This window comes from Burkholderia humptydooensis (assembly GCF_001513745.1).
Lineage (GTDB): Bacteria > Pseudomonadota > Gammaproteobacteria > Burkholderiales > Burkholderiaceae > Burkholderia > Burkholderia humptydooensis.
In genome coordinates this window covers 221,945-241,455 of sequence record NZ_CP013381.1, presented here as the reverse complement: position 1 = coordinate 241,455, position 19,511 = coordinate 221,945, and the positions used below count along the sequence as shown (strand labels likewise).

4 protein-coding genes (1 of these 4 cut by a window edge) are annotated in these 19,511 nt (G+C 71.9%); all 4 read right to left on the bottom strand.

What is annotated here, in order from left to right:
• Tightly spaced (each overlapping or abutting the next), the 4 genes in view from AQ610_RS19280 to AQ610_RS19265 form a layout consistent with a single transcriptional unit that may run on beyond the window.
• Nucleotides 1–6,179 carry the 5' portion of a non-ribosomal peptide synthetase gene (locus AQ610_RS19280; RefSeq protein WP_082262297.1) on the bottom strand. 3,067 nt of this gene lie to the left of the window's left edge, so only the first 6,179 of its 9,246 coding nucleotides appear in the window; its start codon is at nt 6,177–6,179; its stop codon lies beyond the left edge, outside the window.
• Nucleotides 6,176–9,739 (bottom strand): type I polyketide synthase, encoded by a 3,564-nt coding sequence (locus AQ610_RS19275; RefSeq protein ID WP_043283373.1) that lies wholly within the window; start codon nt 9,737–9,739, stop codon nt 6,176–6,178. The genes AQ610_RS19280 and AQ610_RS19275 overlap by 4 nt, the downstream gene beginning before the upstream one ends.
• Entirely contained in the window at nt 9,736–14,427 is a 4,692-nt protein-coding gene (locus tag AQ610_RS19270; RefSeq protein ID WP_231748974.1) for an SDR family oxidoreductase, read from the bottom strand. The genes AQ610_RS19275 and AQ610_RS19270 overlap by 4 nt, the downstream gene beginning before the upstream one ends.
• Entirely contained in the window at nt 14,427–19,511 is a 5,085-nt protein-coding gene (locus tag AQ610_RS19265) for a non-ribosomal peptide synthetase (protein WP_231748973.1), read from the bottom strand. Before AQ610_RS19265 ends, AQ610_RS19270 begins: the two co-directional genes overlap by 1 nt.

Below are 19,511 nucleotides of genomic sequence, written 5' to 3'. Positions count from 1 at the left end.
TTCATCGCATCGCCGTCGCCGACGATCGCGGGCGCGAGCGGCGTGAGCCGCGCATGCCGTTCGATGCCCGCGTGCAGCAGATCGCCCTCGCCGACGGGCGGCGTTGCGTTCCAGTCGTGAATCAGCCGGCGCGCCTCGCCGTCGTCGACGAGCGTGAGGTCGCCGAGCCGCGCGTCCGGCTGCGCGGCGAGCTGCGCGAGCACGTGCAGGAAGCTCGCGCCAAGCCGGCCAATCCCCGCGTCGTCGTAACGCGACGTGTCGAAATCGACAAGGAGCACGGTATCGTCGCCCGGGATCAGCTGCGCGACGAGCGGATAGTTGGTGCGCGTCGCGACGGCCGCGAACTCACTGACGTCGAGGTCGAGACCGACGTCACGCCGGGCCAGCGTCCGGTCGACCGGGTAGTTCTCGACCACGAACAGGCTGCTCAGCAGTGCGTCGCCGTCGTAGCCCGCCCAGCGCTGGATGTCCGTGAGCGACGCGGCCCCGAGCCGCGCCCGTTCGCTCTGCTGGCGATGCAGGTCCTGCAGCCACGACGAGACGCGCGCGTCGTCGTCGATGCCGACGCGCACCGGCACCGTGTTGATGAACAGCCCGACCATCTGTTCGACGCCCGGCAGCGTCGCGGGGCGGCCGGACAGGGTCATGCCGAACACGACGTCGCGCCCGCCGCCTGCATAGCCCAGCGTCAGCGCCCACGCACCCGTCAGCAGGCTCGCGCGGGTCACGCCGGCGTGCCGCGCGGCGCGGTCGACCTGATCGCGCAACGCGGGGGTGAACGTGAACGCGCGCCGGCCCTGCCCCTGTGGCTGCGGGCCGCGCGCAGGCGATGCGAAGCCGATCGGCGTGGGCTCGTCGATGCCGTGCAGCACCTGTTTCCAGTACGCGGCCTGCTCGCGCGGATCGCGCGCGGCCAGCCAGTTCACGAACGGCAGGAAGCGGCTGCCCGGAAGCGGACGTGCGTCGCCGGCGCCCAGCCCGGCATAACGGTCGAGAACCTGCTTCAGGATCAGCGGCACCGACCAGCCGTCGACGATCGCGTGGTGGTAGCTCCACAGGAAGCGCCATGCATCGCCGGGCTCGCGCACCAGCGTGCCGCGCAGCAACGGCCCGCGTTCGAGATCGAAGCCGCGTTCGCGGTCGAGTTCGCACAGCGCGGCGAAGCGGCTGGCGCAGGTGTCCGCGGACAGCGCGCGCCAGTCGAGCACGTCCCAGCCCGGTTCGAGCCGGTCGTGGACGATCTGGACCGCGCTTTTCAGGTTGCGCCACCGGAAGGTCGTGCGCAGCGACGCATGCGCCGCCGCGACGTCGGACCACGCGCGCTCGAATCGCGCCACGTCGAATGCGCCGGTCATTTTCCAGTGCAGTTGCTCGACGTACAGCGATGCGCGCTCGTCGGCGATCGAATGGAACAGGATGCCCTGCTGCAGCGGCGTGACGCCGTACAGCGCCTCCAGGCGCGGATGGTCGCGCTCGATGGCGTCGATATCGTTCTGGTCGAGATGGGCGAGCGGCAGGTCCGATGGCGTGAGGCCCCCCGCCTGCGGCGACAGGCAGTGGCTGAGCACCGCGTCCAGCGCCGTACGGAAGCGGTCGGCAAGGGCCGTGATCGTGGCCGCTTCGTGCAGCGCGCTGCTGTAGAGCCAGTCGACGTGCAGGCGGCCGTCGTGAACCTGCGCCACGACGTCGAGCGCATAGCGCCGCCGCATCGCGGCCGAGCGTGTGCCGCCGGGCGGCTCGCCGAGCCACGTGGCGCGCGGCTCGCCGCCTTCGTCCAGCCGCCATTGGCCGAGATAGTTGAAACAGATCGTGCGATCGTATCCGCCCAGTTCCGGTGCCTTGATGCCGTGACGCAGCGCGCCGTAGCCGATCCCGCTGTGAGGCACGCCGCGCATCTGCTCCTTCACCGACTTCAGGTCGCGCGACAACTCGCCGCTCAACGGCAGGCGCAGCGGATACAGGCTCGTGAACCAGCCGACCGTTCGCGATACGTCCACGCCCGCCAGACCATCCCGGCCGTGGCCTTCGAGGTCCAGCACGCATTCGGCGGTGCCGGTCCAGTCCGACAGCGTGCGCGCGAGCGCCGCGACCAGCAGTTCTTCAGGACGCATCCGGTACGCCTCACCTGCTTGCCGCAGCCAGCGTTCGGTCGTCTCCGCATCCCAGTGCAGCGATACGCGCGATTCCGTGCCGACGACGTTTGCCGATGCCTTATCGCCGTCAGTCGGCAACAGCATGCCCGGCACGTCCCTCTCTTGCCAGTACCTCAGCTCCGATTCCGGCAACGTGCGCGACCACTCCGACATCTCTCGCGACCACGCCTGATACGACACGGTCTTCGCCGGCCACTTCACCGCTTCGTTCTTTTGCAGCGCTGCATATCCGCGCCACAGGTCCTCCAGCAGAATCCGCCACGACACGCCGTCCACCGAGGCGTGATGCACCAGCCACAGCAGTCGCCAGCCTTGCTCCATCCGGTACAGGCGCGCCGCCCACAGGCTCGGACCGCTCAATCGAAGACCGGCCTGCAATTCAACTGCGCTCGCTTCCAGACGTGCCTCGGCCTCCGCCTCGCCGAGACCACGCAGATCCTCGATGCGCACCTCGACCGGCGCACCCGCAGCGCTGTCCTGATGCCACGCGTTTCCGTCATGCCGCCACGCGATCCGCAATGCATCGTGATGCTGCGCGACCGCTTGAAGCGCGGCGATCAACACCTTGGGCTCAAGGTGTTCACCCAGGCCCAGATACGCCCCCTGGCTGAACTGTTCCCAGTCCTTCCCCGGCCAGCCGAGATACCATGCCTGGATCGGGCTCGGCATCACTTCGCCCTGCACCTCACCCTGCTCCGCCATCACGCCGCGCACTTCTTCCGCCTCGCCGCCCTGCGCGGCCAGCTCGGCGATCGTCGGATAGCTGAACACCTGCTGCGGACTGATGCGCAGCCCCCGTTCCGCCGCACGCGACGCCATCTGGATACTCAGGATCGAATCGCCGCCGAGCGCGAAGAAGTTGTCCCGCACCCCCACACGCTCAAGCCCAAGCAGCCCTTGCCAGATCTCCACCAGCGCGGCCTCGGCCTCGTTGCCCGCCGCCACCGTCCCAACCTCTACCACCGGCTCCGGCAGACGCTTCCGATCAACCTTCCCGTTCGCCGACTGCGGCAACGCATCGAGCCATACCCAGGTGCGCGGCACCATATAACCCGGCAGCCTCGAATCGAGCCACGCCTGCACCTCGCCCGCATCCGCCGCGGCCCGCGCCTCCGGCCGCGCGACGAGATAGCCGACGAGTTGCTTCTCGTCCGCCGCGCTGCGTCGCAGCGCGACCGCGCAGCCGCTCAGCGCGGGATGCTGGCCGAGCGTCGCCTCGATCTCGCCGAGTTCGATCCGGTAGCCGCGCAGCTTGATCTGAGCGTCGATCCGGCCGAGGAATTCGAGCACCCCGTCGCGCCGCCAGCGCACGCGGTCGCCCGTTCGATACCAGCGCCCGCCGTCTGGCGGCTGCGTGTCGACGAAGCGCTCGGCCGTCAGGTCGGCGCGCCCGAGATAGCCAAGCGCGAGCCCGTCGCCGCCTGCCCACAGCTCGCCGGGCACGCCGACGGGCACGAGACGCCCCCGCGCGTCGACCACGCGCACCTCGGTATTGCCGATCGGCCGTCCGATCGGAATCGAGCCGCGCCGCACGTCGGCCGCCGTCACGCGATGGCTGCAGGTGAACGTCGTGTTCTCGGTCGGACCGTAGCCGTTGATCAGCGCGACGCCCGGGCATGCGTCGAGAAACGCGCGGCAACTCGCGACGGGCAGCGCGTCGCCGCCCGCCAGCAGTTCGCGCAGGCCGCCGAGCGCGGCCGGTTCCTCGTCGACCATCATGCGGAACAGGTCGGCCGTGAGCCACATCGTCGTGACGCCGTCGTGCGCGATCGCCGCCGACACGGCATCGAAGAACGGCATGCCCGACGCCGCGAGCACGAGGCGGCCTCCGTTCAGCCAGCAGCCCCAGATCTCGAACGTCGACGCGTCGAAGCCGAGCGGCGACTGCTGCAGCATCACCGTTGACGCATCCAGCCGCGCATACGCGCCGCCCGTCGCGAGCCGCACGACGCCGCGATGCGGGATCGCGACGCCCTTCGGCTGGCCGGTCGACCCCGACGTGTACATCACGTAGGCCAGGTCGTCCGCCGTCGCGCGCCGGGCGTCGCCGGCGGCGTCCACGCGCGCGGGCGCGGCCTCGGCTTCGCAGTCGGACAGGCGCAGCACCGTGCCGGCGTAGTCGCCGAGCCACCCCGTGTCGAGCCCGTCGGCGACGATCACGAGCGCGGGGGCCGCATCGGCCAGCATCGCGCGCAGGCGCGCGGCTGGATAACCGGGATCGAGCGGCAGATAAGCCGCCCCCGCCTTCAACACCGCGAGGAACGCGGCGAGCAGGCGCGGCGAGCGCTCGCCCGCGACGCCCACCACCGCGCCGGGCGCGACGCCCGCCGCGCGCAGCGAGGCGGTCGCGCGATCCGACCAGCGATCGAGATCCGCGTAGGTCCAGCGCGCGGCGCTCTGTTCGAGCGCGGTGCGCCCGGGATGGGCCGCCGCCTGCTCGCGGAACAGCGCGACGATCGTGGCGTCGGCGCGATACGGCTCGGCATGCCGTCCCCACGCGCGCAGCCGCGCGGCTTCGTCGTCGGACAGCATCGGCAAAGCCTGCGCGTTCGCGTCGGGCGCGGCCAGCGCCGCACGCAGCAGCGCGAGGTAGTGCGTCCCGAGCTGGCGGATCGTGTCCGCGTCGAACAGGTCGGTGTCGTACTGCCAGACCGCGAACGTGCCGCGCTCGTCGCCCTCGATCGACAGGTAGAGATCGAAGCGCGCGAACGGGCTGTCGAGATCGAACGGCGTCGCCGTGCCGCTCGCGGTGCGCACCGCGGGCAGGCGAACGTTCTGGAACGCGAACACGGTCTGCGCGAACTGGTCGTGCCGCGGGCCGCCGCGCGCGCGCAGCCGCTCGACGATCGCGTCGAGTGGCACGCCCTGCTGCGCGAAGGCTCGCGCCGTGACGTCGCGCATCCGGTCGACCAGCGCGCCGAAGCTGTCGTCGTCGCGCACGTTCGCCGCGAGCGCGACCAGGTTGACGAAGTAGCCGGCGATATCCTCGGCGGCCTGGAACGGCCGGTTGGCCGCCGGGGTCAGCGTCAATACCTGGGCCTCGCCCGTGTAGCGATGCTGTAGCAGCGCGAACGCGCTGAACAGGGTCGTAAACAGCGTCGTGTTGCGCGTGCGCGAGAACGCTGCGGCCGCATCGATGCAGTCGGCCGGGATCTCGACGCGCACGGTGCCGCCGCGCCGGTTCGGCGCGCTCGGGCGGGCGCGGTCGCCGCGTATCGCCGGCACCTCGTCGACCGCCGCGAGCGTGTCGACCCAGCTGTCGAGCTGCGCGGCATAGTCCGGCGTCGCCATCCAGCGGCGCTGCCAGGCCGAGAAGTCGCGATAGCTCAGGCGCGGGGACGCGGCCTGCGGCGCATCCTGCGCCTCCGGCGCGGCGAGGTACGCGCTGAAGTCGCGGATCAGCACGCTCATCGACCAGCGATCGAAGATCGCGTGATGGATCGTCAGCACGAGCACGGCCAGCCGCTCGGGCGTCGAGAACAGATCGACGCGCCACATCGGCGCGCCGCTCGCGAACGGCACACGGGCCAGTTCCGCGGCCCGCGCGCGCAGCGTGTCGTCTCCGTCGACCACCCACTGCTGCAATGCGACGGCCGGCTCGGCCAGTACGGCCTGCCGTTGCGGTTCGCCGTCGACGAACACGGTGCGCAGGATGTCGTGCCGGCGCGCGAGCGCCGCGAACGCGCGGGCGATGACCGCCGCATCGACGGCGTCCGCGAGTTCGATCGCGGCTTGTTCGTTGTACATCGCCGGATCGCCGAGCTGCGTCGCCGCGACGAGACGGGCCTGCCCCGGCGACAACGCCGCCTCGTCGCCGGCCTCGCCCGGCAGCGCCGGCGCGAGCGGCGCCGCGCGCGCGGCCTCGTCGTCGAGCACGCGCAGCAGCGCCGGCTTGGCGTCGCGCAAGCGCGCGACGAGCGCGCCGTCGAGCGCGCCCGGCGGCCCCTGGACGTGAAGCTGGTCGCCGCGGCGGTGCAGCGTGATGCCCGCGTCGGCAAGATCGGTCATGAGCCGGGCCATGGTCATAGCGTGATTTCCTCCGAGTCGGCGCCAGCGGCCGACGTCTGCTCGGTCACGAGCCGGCGCTCCACCTGCGTCATGACGCGCTCGATCAGCGCGTCGAGCGACGAGCCGTCGATCATGTGCGTGATCGCAATCGACACGCCCAGCGCGCGTTCGAGCGCATTGCGCAGTTCCGCACCGGTCAACGAGTCGACGCCGAGATCCAGCAGCGAAGCCTGATGCGACAGCGCCGCCGGGCTGGACAGCACCGCGCGCAGTTCGGCGTCGAGATACTCGGCCACCTGCGCACGGCGCGCGTCGGCCGTGCGGCCGCGCAGTTGTTCAAAAGAAAAGGTCCGCGCGCGCGCGGCCGGCGCGCGGCCGGTGAGGCCTCCGATCAGGCGCGGCAAGTCGGGCTGCGCGGCGATCCGGTCGACATCGATCGCCGCGACGACGACATGCGGCTCGCCCGTGAACGCCTGTTCCAGCGCCGCGAACGCGTCGGCTTCGCCGAGCGGATGCAGGCCGCCCGCGCGAATCCGTGCGGCCGTCTTCGCATCGGCCGCACCCATGCCGGCCGCCCACAGACCCCAGCCGATCGACAGCGCCGGACGCGCGCGCACGCAGCGCCGCTGCGCGAGCGCATCGAGATACGCGTTCGCGGCGGCATACGTGGCCTGGCCGTGACGACCGACCACGGCGGAGATGGACGAATACAGCAGGAAGAAGTCGAGCGGCTGCGCGTCGGTCAGGCGGTCCAGCAAGACCGCGCCGCCCACCTTCGCGCGCAGCACGTCCGCGAACGCCGCGGCGTCCAGCGTGTCGAGCGGCGCATCGCGCACGACGCCCGCGCAGTGCACGACGCCGCGAATCGGCCGGCCGGCCGCGGCGAGTGCGTCGCGCAGCGCGCCTGCGTCGGCGATGTCGGCCGACGCCACGCGCACGTCGACGCCGTCGGCGCGCAGGCGCGCACAAGCGGCCTGCACGGCGTCGCCGGTTTCGGCGCCGCGGCTGATCAGCAGCAGATGGCGTGCGCCGCGACCGGCGAGCCAGCGCGCGGTCGCGAGGCCGAGCGCGCCGGTGCCGCCCGTCACGACATAGGCCGCGTCGGCATCGAGCACTGGCACCGCGTCGGGGGTGCCGGCGCCGGCGCGCCGCAGGCGCGGCACCAGCACGGTCGCGCCGCGCACCGCGAGTTGCTCCTCCTCGGGGGCGTCGGCGAGCAGCGCCGCGAGCGTGTCGAACGACGCCGGCGAACCGTCGACGTCGATTGTGCCGCGCCAGGCCTGGCCCTGCTCGCGCCGCGCCACCCGCACGGCCGCGCTCAGCGCGGCGGCAACGGGATCGGCGTCCTCCGCCGGCCCAGTCGCCATTGCGCCGCGCGTGACGACCGTGACGGGGCCCGCTGACAGCGTTGCCGCCAGATCGCGCGCCAGCGCGCCCAGCAGCGCGCCGTGGCGCGCGATGGCCGCCACCGCCTCGTCATCGGGCGTCGCGGCATCGAACGCGAGCACGATGCCGAGGTCGGCCGGCCCCGCGCAGCGGATCGCGTCGTGATCGGCCGGCACGATCGTGCAGCGCTCGCCCACGGCTTCGAGCGCGTGCGCCACCTGCTCGCAGCATGCGGGGTCACCCGCGACGATCCGCGCGCCCGCGCGGCGTACACCGGCCGTCGTCGCCAGCGGCTGCCATGCGACCCGGTACAAGGGCGACGCGGCCGTCGCGCGGCGCTCGTCGATCCAGTAGCGCTGGCGGTCGAAGGCATAGGTCGGCAGCAGCGCGAGACGGCCTCTTGCGCCGCCCGGCGCCGGCCAGTCAACCGGCTGCCCGGCCACGTAGCGCTGCGCGAGCGCCGACAGGCGCTCGGCCGGGTCGCGCGCCTCGTCCGCGTCGGCGGACGCCGCCGCGCGGCCGGGCGGCATCGCGCCGCACACGCCGCTGCGCACGGCCGCCGCCTCGCCGCGCGCGAAACGGCGCAACTCGCGCACCATCTCGTCCGCGCTGGCGGCCACCACCGCGAGCCGATGCGTGAAATGCGAACGCGCGACGTGCGACGCATGACACGCGGCCGCCCACGCCGATGCATCGAGACCTTCGAGATGATCTGCATAGCGCACGGCGTTGCCGCGCAGCGAAGCGTCGGACTTCGCGGAGACGGCCAGCAGCTGCACGCCCGCATCCGAGGTCGCGCCGGCCGCCTCGCCGTCGTCGCCGCGCGGCGGCGCGACGACGATCGCATGCGCATTGGTGCCGCTGAAGCCGAACGAGCTGACGCCCGCGATACAGGGCGTGTCGCCGGTATCGATGGGTTCGTTGCCGAGCGCAAGGCGCAGGGGCAGCGTGTCCCATTCGATGCCGCGATTGGGCGTGCGCACGTGCAGCGTGGCAGGCACGACGCCGTGGCGAACCGCGAGCACCGCCTTGATCAGCCCGGCGATCCCTGCCGCGCCTTCGAGGTGCCCGAAATTGCTCTTGATCGAGCCAAGCAGCACGCGCGCATCCCGATCACGACCCGCGAACACGGAGGCGAGCGCCGCCGCCTCGATCGGATCGCCGAGCGCGGTGCCGGTGCCATGGGCCTCGACGTAGCGCACCTGCGACGCGTCGACGCGCGCGGCGCGCAGCGCGCTGCGCACCAGCTCGCGCTGCGCATGCTCGTTCGGCACGGTCAGGCCCGCGCTGCGGCCGTCGTGATTGACGGCCGAGCCCGCGATCAGCGCGTCGATCGTGCGGCCGGCGGCCTGCGCGTCGGCGAGCCGCTGCAGCACCACCACGCCGCAGCCCTCGCCGCGCACGAAGCCGTCCGCGCCGTCGTCGAACGAGCGGCAGCGGCCGCTCGCCGACAGCATGTGCGCCCGGCACTCGGCGGCGGTCGACACTGGCGACAGCACCACGTTGACCCCGCCGACGATCGCGATGTCGCATTCGCCCGCGCGCAGCGCATTGCAGGCGAGATGCACGGCGACCAGCGACGACGAACAGGCGGTGTCGATCGTGAGCGTCGGCCCGTGCAGGCCGAGCACGTGCGACACACGCCCCGCGAGCACGCTGGGCGCATTGCCCGACGCGGTGTACAGGTCGACGTCGTCGGCCTGGCGAAAGCGGTGCGCGTAGTCCTGGTGCATCACGCCCGCGAACATCCCCGTCGCCGAACCCTTCAGCTCGGCGGCCGGAATGCCGGCGCGCTCGATCGCTTCCCACACCACTTCGAGCAGCATGCGCTGCTGCGGATCGAGCATCGCCGCCTCGCGCGCCGAAATTCCGAAGAACCCGGCGTCGAAGGACACGATGTCGTCCAGGAAGCTGCCGGCCCGGCAGTAGATACGGCCGCTCGCGTCCGGGTCCGCATCGAAGTAGCGCTCGGCGTCCCAGCGCTCGACCGGCACCTCGCGCACGCCGTCCGCGCCGTCGAGGAGGCGCTGCCACAGCTCCTCGGGCGAATCGGCGCCCGCGAAGCGGCAGCCCATGCCGACCACGGCGATCGGCGCGTGCAGTTGCTGCTCGACGCCGCCGAGCTTGCGCTGCAGGCGCTCGATCTCGCGCAGCGCGTTCTGCATCAGGACAGTCGTATCGATCTGGCTCATTGCGCGCCCGCTCCCCGAAGTTCGTCCAGTTTGGCGGAGAGCATTTCGACGATCTCCTCTTGCGACAGCTGCGCCGTATCCGTCGACATGTCGACGTTGGCGGCGTCCGCCCGCGCGGCCGCAAGCGGCACGGCGGGCGTCGCGGGCGCACTGTCCGCCGCCCCGAAGATCGTGCGCGCGAGATGGTCCGCGAGCGCGGCGATGGTCGGGTTCGAGAAAATCACCGTGGTCGAGATCGTGCGGCCGAAGCGTTTTTCGAGCCGCACGCGCAGATCGGTGATCAGCAGCGAGTCGAGGTCGTAGTCGAACAGCGAGCGCTCCGGATCGAGCGACGCGAGCGGCGTGCCGGTCACGGCCGCCGCGTCTTCCGCGAGCAGCTGGAACAGGCGGGCGCGCCGTTCGTCGGCTGGCAGCGCGAGCAGTTCGGCGACCGACGACGTGATCGCCGCGCCGGCCTGCGCGGCGGCAATCTCGGCGAAGCGGCTCGCCGGCACATGCGGCGGCCATTGCTCGATCAGCTTCGGCCAGTCGACCGGCAGCAGCACGATGTGCGGCGGCAGCGCGGTCGCCAGCGCGATCTCGAAGGTCGCGCAGCCGCATTCGGTTTCGATCTGGCCGATGCCCAGCTGCGCGAGCCGCCGCTTCGCGGTCGCGCTCGTGCGGGCCAGCATGCCGACGTCCTGCCACGGCCCCCAGGCGATCGACAGCGCGGGCAAGCCTTGCGCGCGGCGGTGCGCGGCGAGCGCATCGAGGTAGGCGTTCGCCATCGCATAGGTCGACTGCCCCGGCGCGCCGAACGCGGCGGCGGCCGACGAGAACAGCACGAAGTGCTCAAGCGGATGACGCCGGGTGCGCTCGTGCAGGAGCCATGCGCCGTGGGCCTTGCCCGCGAGCGTCGCGGCCAGCGATTCCGGCGTGACGTCGACGACGAGACGATCCTCGACCACGCCCGCCAGATGGCAGATCCCGCGCAGCGGCGGCAGCGTCGCATCGATCTCGGCGAGCAGCGCATCGACGTCCGTCTCCACCGCGACGTCGGCCTGCCGCACTCGCACGTCGACGCCGTCGCGGCGCAGCGCGACCAGTACCGCCTCGGCGGCGGCATCGGCCGGCCGGCGGCCGGTCAGCACCAGCGTGCGCGCGCCGAGCGCCACGAGCCAGCCCGCGACGCGCAGGCCGAGTTCGCCGAGGCCGCCCGTGATCAGCCAGGTCGCGTCCCCCGCGAGCGCGAGATCGGCACGGCGCGGCAGCGCGCGTTCTTCGAAGCGCGGCGCGCTGACCGCATCGCCGCGCACCGCGACTTCCGTCTCCCTGTCGATATAGTCGAGGCCGCGACGGATCGCATGCGCGTCGCCCGCATGCAGCGCGAGCGTCTGCAGATGCGGGGTTTCCATCGCCACCGCGCGCGACAGCGCCTGCAGCGGCGCCGAAGCGGGTGCGTCCGGCGCGAGCACGACGGCGATCCGGCATGGCTGGTCGCGTCGTGCCGCGGCGGCGAACAGCGCGAGCGCCCCTTCGTAGCGCGCCGCATCCGGCGCGTCCGCGCGCGCGTCCACCCCGCGGCAATCGACGATCAGACCGGCCCGGTCGAACGGAATCTCGTCCACCCGCGTGACGACCTGCGCGTCCTTGCGCTCGTCGCGCAGCAGCGAGGCCAGCCCCGCGGCGACCTGTCCCGCATCGCGCACGATCACGATCGGCTCCGGCAAGGCGGCGCGCGCGCCGTCCGCCACGTCGCGCCATTCGACCGCATAGCCGTCGCGCAGCGGCTCGATGCGCAGCAGTTCGTTGCGCGTGACCTCGCGCGATTCGAGGCCGATCAGTTCGATCAGCATCCGGCTGCCGTCGAATACGCTCGCCTGCCCGCGTCCGGCCGACGCGTGGCAGCGCATCCTGGCGCCCGTGCGCCCGTGCAGCGTGAGCCGCGCGATACGGGTCGGCACGAATGCCTTGCTGCCCTCGGGCCGCGCGGCGGCCGCCACTAGCTGCAGCACCGAGTCGAGAATCCCGGGGTGCACGTGCCAGCCCTCATCCTCGGCGTCGGCGCGCATCGCGCAGGACGCCTCGCCGTTGCCGACGACCATCTCCGAGAGCCGCCGGAAGGTCGGCCCCATGACGACGCTGCGCGCGCGCAGCCACATATCGAGCAGATCGGCGGAAATCGCTTCCCCCTGCACCGCTTCCGACGGCGCGACGCCCGGTGCCTCGCCGGCGTCGACCCGTGCCGTCGCGTGGATGTCAACGGTTTCGGGCGTCAGCACCGTGGCCTCGAAGCCGTCGCCATCCCGCACCAACTGCAGCTGGACTAGCCGCGCCGCGCCCGGCGGAATCACCAGCGCGGCAGGGAAACGCAGGTCGCTCAGCACGCACGCGTCCGATCCCGTGAGTGCCCGCGCGCCGTCGGCGATCATCACCGCGAGCGCCGCGCCGGACACGACGACCTTGTCGTAGATCACGTGATCCTGCAGGAACGGCAGCGTGGCCACGCTCCACTCGGCGTCGAAGAAGGTCGCGTTCAGCGCGGGCGCGTCGGTGCGCCGCCCTAGGAACGGCGTCGCGCCGCCCGTCGCGAAGCGCGGCGCGCGGTCGATCCAGTGCCGCTGGCGCTGGAACGGATAGGTCGGCAGCAGCACCCGGTTGCCGCCGCGGTAATGCTGCGCGAGATCGAGCGTCATCCCGGCGGTCCACAGCCGCGCGAGCGCATCCGGCGACGCCGGATCGAGCGACACCATGCCGCCCGCCTGCGCGCCCAGCGCCGTGTCGCCAAAGTCGAGCACGTATTCCGCGCCGGCTGCTTCCAGCGCCGCCGTGGCGTCGGCAGCGCTCGCCGCCGCGGCGTTCGCCAGTTCGGCGCGCACGGCCTCGGCGCTGTTGAGCGGCAGGCCCGAGGCCGCGCCGATCCACAGCAGCGACGGCGCGACGGCGCGGTCCGCACGGCGCTGCCGCGCATCGTCGACGCTCAGCGCGCCCGCCGCGAAGGCCGCCGCGAACACGCCGTCGCCCGTCGCGCACACGCTGGCCGGGCTCACGCCGCTCGCTTGCCAGACCTGCACGCGCGCAAGCACCCCATCGAGGTCATGCGCGCCGCCGAACGCGAAGCTCACTTCCGGCACGCGCGCCGGCACCTCTGCCGCGATCACGCCCGCAGCGGGTTCGCCGGCGGCGAACGCGCGCAGCGCGTCGATCAGTTCCGCGCGGGACGCGGCGCGAAACGCTGCGCGCTGTTCCCAATGGCGACGCCCGAGCGCCGCCGTCAGGCATACGTCCTCGATTCGCAGCTCGGGATGGCTGTCGAGAAACGCCGCATAGTCCGCGCACAGCGCGGGCAACGCCGCGCCGCGCGCCGACAGCAGCAGGAGCGGCGCGGTATGCGACGCGCGGGGCGCGCGCGGTGGTGCGGCCTCGACGATCACGTGCGCATTGGTGCCGCCGATGCCGAACGAACTCACGCCCGCGCGCCGCACCGGCGCGTCCCACGACGACGTCGCCGCCGGCAGGTAGAACACCGAGTCGCCGCGCAGCGCGTCGATCGCGTGCGCCGCGCCGACCGCGGCCGGAATCTGCCCATGCTCCACCGCGAGCGCGGCCTTGATCAGCCCGCACGCGCCCGCCGCCGCGTTCAGGTGCCCGACGTTCGCCTTCAGCGTGCCGAGCGCGCAGCGCGCGTCGGCCTCGGCGCGCTCGCCCAGCGCCGCGCGCAGCGCCGCCAGCTCGACCTCGTCGCCGATCGCCGTGCCCGTGCCGTGCGTCTCGACATAGCCGATCGACGTCCCGTCGACCTCGCTGAGAGCCAGCGCCTGACGGATCACGTCGTTCTGCCCGCGCCCGCCGGGCGCGGTGAAGCCGACCTTCGCCGCGCCGTCGTTGTTGATTGCGCCGCCACGGATCACCGCCATGATCGGATCGCCGTCGGCGAGCGCATCCTCCAGGCGGCGCAGCACCACCACGCCCGCGCCGTTGCCGAACACGGTGCCGCTGCTGTCAGTCGTAAACGGTCGGCACGCGCCGTCCGCGGACAGGATGCTGCCCTCCTCGTACACATGCCCCTGCCGCTGCGGCAGCGCGACGCTCACGCCGCCCGCGACCGCGAAGTCGCACTGGAAGCTCAGCAGCCCCTGCAGCGCCTGGACCACCGCGACGAGCGAGGTCGAGCAGGCCGTCTGCAGCGTGATGGCCGGGCCGCCGAAATCGAGCCGATACGCGACCTGGGTCGCGAGATAGTCCTTGTCGACGCCGACCCATTGCTGCAGATAGCGGTTCGGCGACGCGCGGTCGAGCCGGTCGTGCACGTGATCGACGAGATAGTCGACGGTGGCCGAGCCGGCCCAGATGCCGACCCGCGCGTCGCACACCGCGCCGTGCCCGGCCCGTTCGAGCGCCTCGTGCACGCATTCGAGGAAGATCCGCTGCTGCGGATCCATGGCCGCCGCCTGCGCGGGCTGGATGCCGAAGTACGCGGCGTCGAACTGGTCGACGCCGTCGAGCGGGCCGCCCGCGCCGACGAAGCCGGGCTGCGCCAGCACCGTCTCCGGCACGCCTTCGCGGCGCGCCGCGTCGGCGCCGAAGCGCTCGATCGCGACTCGGCCCTCGGCGATCATCGACCAGAACTGTTCGAGGGTGGCCGCGCCGGGCAGGCGGCAGCTTGCACCGATGATCGCCACGGCGTCGACGGGTATGTCGTAAGTCATCACAAAGCCTCCTTGCGTGCGCGCACGCGCTGTCGATAGGCCCGCACGCCATTAACGTCGGTCATGGGGGAAAGGTCCGCGTCGCCCGACCCGGCGCGCGCAGCGAGTGCCCGGACAGTGGCCAGCGAAAAGAAATCGACGAGCGGCGGCACCGCGACGCCGCGCGACGCGAGCAGCGCGCGCAGCCGCACGATGTGCATCGAGGTGGCGCCCGCATCGAAGAAGCCCTGCTGCGGGTCGATGTCGACGCCGACCACCTCGGCGAATGCGGCGCGCATCTTCGCCTCGAGCGACGCGTCGCGCCGCGCCGCGACCGGGGCGGCCGACGTCACCGGAACCGGCGCCGCGAGCGCGGCGAGGCGCGCGCGGTCGACCTTGCCGTTCGCCGTCAGCGGCAGTGCATCGAGCACCATCACGTGATGCGGCTGCATGTAGGCAGGCAGGCGCAGCACCAGCTCGGTGCGCACGGCCGCGACGAGGTCGCCGTCCTGTCCGGGACGCGCGACCACGTGCAACTGGATCACCGTTGCGCCGTTACGGCGCGCCACCGACGCCACCGCGCGCGCGAGGCAGCCCGCGCGCATCGCGGCCGCTTCGATCTCGCCCAGCTCGATCCGATAGCCCTGTACCTTGACCTGCCCGTCCATGCGTCCGAGCAGTTCGAGTTCGCCGTCGGGCAGCCAGCGCGCGAGGTCGCCGGTGCGGTAGAGCCGCTGCCCGTCTGCGTCGACGAAGAAGCGGCGCGCGGTTTCCGCGTAGTTGCCGAGATAGGCGAGCGCGAGCCCGCGCCCGCCGAGCAGCAGTTCGCCCACCACGCCGTCCGGACGTTCGCGGCCGTCCGGCGTGCGCACGAAGCACTGCTGGTTCGACAGCGGCCGGCCGTACGGAATCGACGCAAGCACCGCGTCGGCGGGCGCGATCGGGTGTACGACCGACCAGATCGACACCTCCGTCGCCCCGCCCAGGCTGATCGGCTGAAGCGCCGGAAACGCGTCGCGCAGCCGCGCGGCCAGCCCCGGCGGGATCCAGTCGCCGCTCAAGAGCGCGACGCGCAGATCCGGCGAGCGCGGCGCGGCCACGTCGAGCAGCAGTTCGAGCACAGCCGGCACGGAGTTCCAGATCGTGACCTGCGCGTCACGCAGCGCGTGAGCGATCGCATCGGGGTCGCGCGCACGCTCAGGGAACACCACCGTGCCGCCGGCGGCCAGCGCGCCGAAGATGTCGTAGACCGACAGGTCGAAGGCCAGCGACGACACGCACAGCGTGCGATCGGCCGGGCCGACCGCAAAACGCGCGTTGATGTCGTCGATCGTGTTCGCGGCGGCGTCGTGCGCGATCAGCACGCCCTTGGGCCGCCCCGTCGAGCCGGATGTGAAAATCACGTAGGCCGCATCGCCGGCCTCGGTGTCCGCCAGCAGCGCGGGCACGCCGCGCGGCAGCGGCAAGTCGAGGCGCAGCGTCGGCACCGGCAGCTCCAGGCCGCCCGCCGTCACGACCGCGTGACGGGCGCCGGCCTCGCCGAGCAGTTCGTCGATGCGCGCGCTCGGCCAGGACGGCTCGATCGGCAGGTACACCGCGCCCGCCATCACGATGCCGAGCAGCGCCGCGACCGCGCGCGGGCCCGGCGCGACGAGCGCCGCCACCACGTCGCCGCGCGCGACGCCGCGTTGCCGCAACGCGCTGGCGATATCTTCCGCGTCATGCAGCAGCGCGCCATAAGTCAGCGCCGTCTCGCCCTGCCTCACCGCGACCGCGTCCGGCGCGACGCGCGCGTGTCGCACGATCGGCGTCTCCAGCCGACGCGGCGCGCGCTCGACCGCGGTGGCATTGGCGGCCGCGCGCCGCGCCGCCTGCTCCGGCGCGAGTCGCGCGATCGTGGGCCGCCCGGCGGCCGCCGGCTCCGTCGCGAGCGTTTCCAGCGCGCCAAGGAAGGCGGCGAACATCGCATCGACCATGCCGTCCGGGAACAGCTGCGCGACGAACTCCCACATCACGGCCACCTGCTCGCCGCGCCGGCCGAGAATCGCGTGTAGCGACACCTGCGGCGTCGGATTGGCCATGTCGACCACGCGGCCGACGCCGTCGAGGATCGCCAGGTCGTCCGCCGGGTCGCCCGACAGCAGGCTCGTCAGGACTACCGGCATCAGCACCGGCGCGCCGTTGCGGCGACCGAGCTCGCGCAGGATCGACACGCCGGAGCACCATGGCTCGTCCAGGTCGGCCCAGACTTGCCGCTGCACCGCCCGGGCAAACTCGGCGAACGAAGCGTGACGCTCGCGCAGGGAAAGCAAGGTATTGCTGGTGTAGTCGCCGATCGCTTCCCCGGCTTGCGCCGCACGCGTATTGCAGGTCACGTTGAGCGTGAACTCGGGCGCCGCCGACCACAATCGCACGACGTCGGCGAACGCGGCGGTGCACAACGAAGCGAGCGTGACGCCCAGCGCCTGCGCGCGCGCCGTCAGCGCCGCGGACAGCGGCTCCGGCAATTCCCGGCGAAGATTGACGAAACGTGGGTCGACGACGTCGGCGAGCGCCATCGCCGCCGGCAACTCCGGCGCGGGCGCAATCGAGTCGACGCGGCGCAGCCATGCTTCGCGGCGTTCATCGGGCAACGGCGGCGGCGCGAGCGGCACGATGCCGGGAGACGGCTCGCGAGACGCGCCGTGGACCAGTTCGCGCACCAGCAGCAAAAAGCTGCGCAGGTCGCCGGCGAGCAGCCCCAGGCGCACATGCAGGATGGCCATCGTATCCGTGATGCGGCTGAAGCATGCGGCGACGGGGCGTCCGTTGCCGTCGGCCAGCTCCGCGCGCACGGCGCACAAGCGCTCGGCCAATGTCGACTCGTCCAGATCGCGCAAGTCCTGCTGAGGCAGGACCGGATCGTAGGCGTGTGCCTCGAAGATCGCACGCCCATCGCCGCGCACCGCCATCCGCAGCGCGGGGTGGCGTTCGACAAGCTGCGCCAGCCGCCGGCCCAGATCGGGCACGCGGGCATGGTCGACTTCGAAATCGACTCGAATATGCGGTTGGACACTACCGAGCGGCACGCCGCTTTGCTGGCCGATCCAATACGCCTGCTGCATCTCGGACAACTCGAACGGCTGGTCAGCCTCATAGTGCCTCGGCGCCGCGGGGGCCGCCGTCGGCGCGCTGCGCCTGTCGATGATCTCGCGCTTCAAACTATCGGCCGACGCGGCGAACAGCGTCGCGAACGTCAAGTCCACGCCATGGCGCGCGCGCACCGACGCGGCCAGCCGAGCGGCCGACAGCGAATCGAGTCCGAGGTCGATAAGCCGGCTGGCCGGCTGCGCCGCAGCCCCCGGCACAAATCGCGCGATCTCGGCCAGGATAGCGTCGCCGGTCATGCCGCCGCCGTCATCGGCAACGATCTGCAAGTCACCGCGCAGAAGCGCGTCGCGCGTCGCCGCCCGGCGGGTCTTCCCGCTCGACGTACGAAGGATGTTCCCCCGCCGCAGCAACACGATGCGCGCCGGCGCGACGCCGTGTTCGTTCATCAACACCGAGCGAATCACCGGAATGATCGCGCGGGCCGCCGTCTCGTCGCAGCCGCTGCGCACCTCGGCGCCGACCAGTATCCCTTCGCCGTCCGCGCTTTCGATCGCCGCGGCGAATACCCGCCCCATCCGGATGGCGGGGTGGCATCCAGATATGGAGTCCTCAATATCATGGCAATAAAAATTCCGGCCGCCGACGATGATCAGATCCTTCAGCCTGCCTGCGACGAACAGCGAGCCGTCGTGCACGAAGCCGAGATCGCCGGTCCGCAGCCACGGACCTTCGCCATCGTCGAGTCGCGCGCGAAAGACCCGCTGCGTTTCTTGAGGACGACACCAGTAGCTCCGGGCGACGGTTCGCCCGGTCACCCAGATTTCTCCGATGACATCCGGCGCGCACGGCCGGCACGTTTGCGGATCGACGATCTTCACGCGCGTGTCGATCAGGCTGGTGCCGCACGATGCGAGTTCGACACCGTCCCGATGCGGGACGACGCGGCCGAGCGCCAGCGCATCACGCTCGAAACGCGCGCTGCGCGTCCCCTCGCCACTGCGTCCCGACGCCACCTTCAGGGTCGCTTCGGCCAGCCCGTAACCGGGGATCACCGCGGATGGCCGCAAGCCGAACGGCGCGAACGCCGCCTCGAAGCGGCGTACCGTCTCGCACCGAATCGGTTCGGCTCCATTGAGCGCGAAGCGCAACGAGGAAAGATCAGTTTCGGGCGCGAGATCGGCGGCGCGATCCGCGCATAACGCGTACGCGAAATTGGGCGCCGCCGTGTGCGTGCCGTGCACGGTCGCGATCGCCCGCAGCCATGACATCGGCTGTGCGATGAATTTTTCCGGCGGCATCAGATACGCGGTGAAGCCGCAGTACAACGGCGTGAGAATGCCGTAGACGAGCCCCATGTCGTGGAAATACGGCAACCAGCTCACCATGATGCTGTCGGCGTCATGCAGCGCGGCGCTGTCGAGGTCCCTGATCGTCGCGCGCAACCCCGAGTGCGTCACCGCGACGCCTTGCGGCGTTCGCGTCGAGCCGGACGTGTATTGCAACAGGGCGGGATGGTCGTCGGTGACCACGCTCAGGAACGGCGCGCGACGTTCGCCGTCGTCCGTGCGCATCCACTGAATACCCGGCAGCGCCTCACGCTCCTCGGCGGTCAACGCAATTGCCGCGCCGCAATCCTGCGCGATCGCGAGCATCGTGTCGCGGCCATGCCGAGGCGCCACGGGAACAGGAATCGTGCCGGCCAGGCAACAGCCGAAGAAGGCGGGAATGAAATCAAGAGGATTCCGAAAAGCCAGCATCACGCGATCGCTGACCGACGCGACACGCGCCAGGCGAAACGCAATTGCGGATGCGCGTTCGCATAGACCCGCATTGGTCAAACAAACATCTTCCGATGAGCCGACGGAAGCGAACGCAGGAAAATCGGGGGCCGCTTCGGCACGTGACATCAATTGCCCGGCGATCGACTCGGCGTCGGAATACGTGGAAGAGCGACCGTTCCGAGCCTTGTCGTCGACGGGAGGCGGGGGCGATGCGCCGATACGAGAGGTGCTCAT

What these genes read in the sequence shown, in the direction of transcription:
- AQ610_RS19270 (WP_231748974.1), bottom strand. Translation starts at nt 14,427, where the DNA reads ATGACTTACGACATACCCGTCGACGCCGTGGCGATCATCGGTGCAAGC.
- AQ610_RS19275 (WP_043283373.1), bottom strand. Translation starts at nt 9,739, where the DNA reads ATGAGCCAGATCGATACGACTGTCCTGATGCAGAACGCGCTGCGCGAG.
- AQ610_RS19265 (WP_231748973.1), bottom strand. Translation starts at nt 19,511, where the DNA reads ATGAGCACCTCTCGTATCGGCGCATCGCCCCCGCCTCCCGTCGACGAC.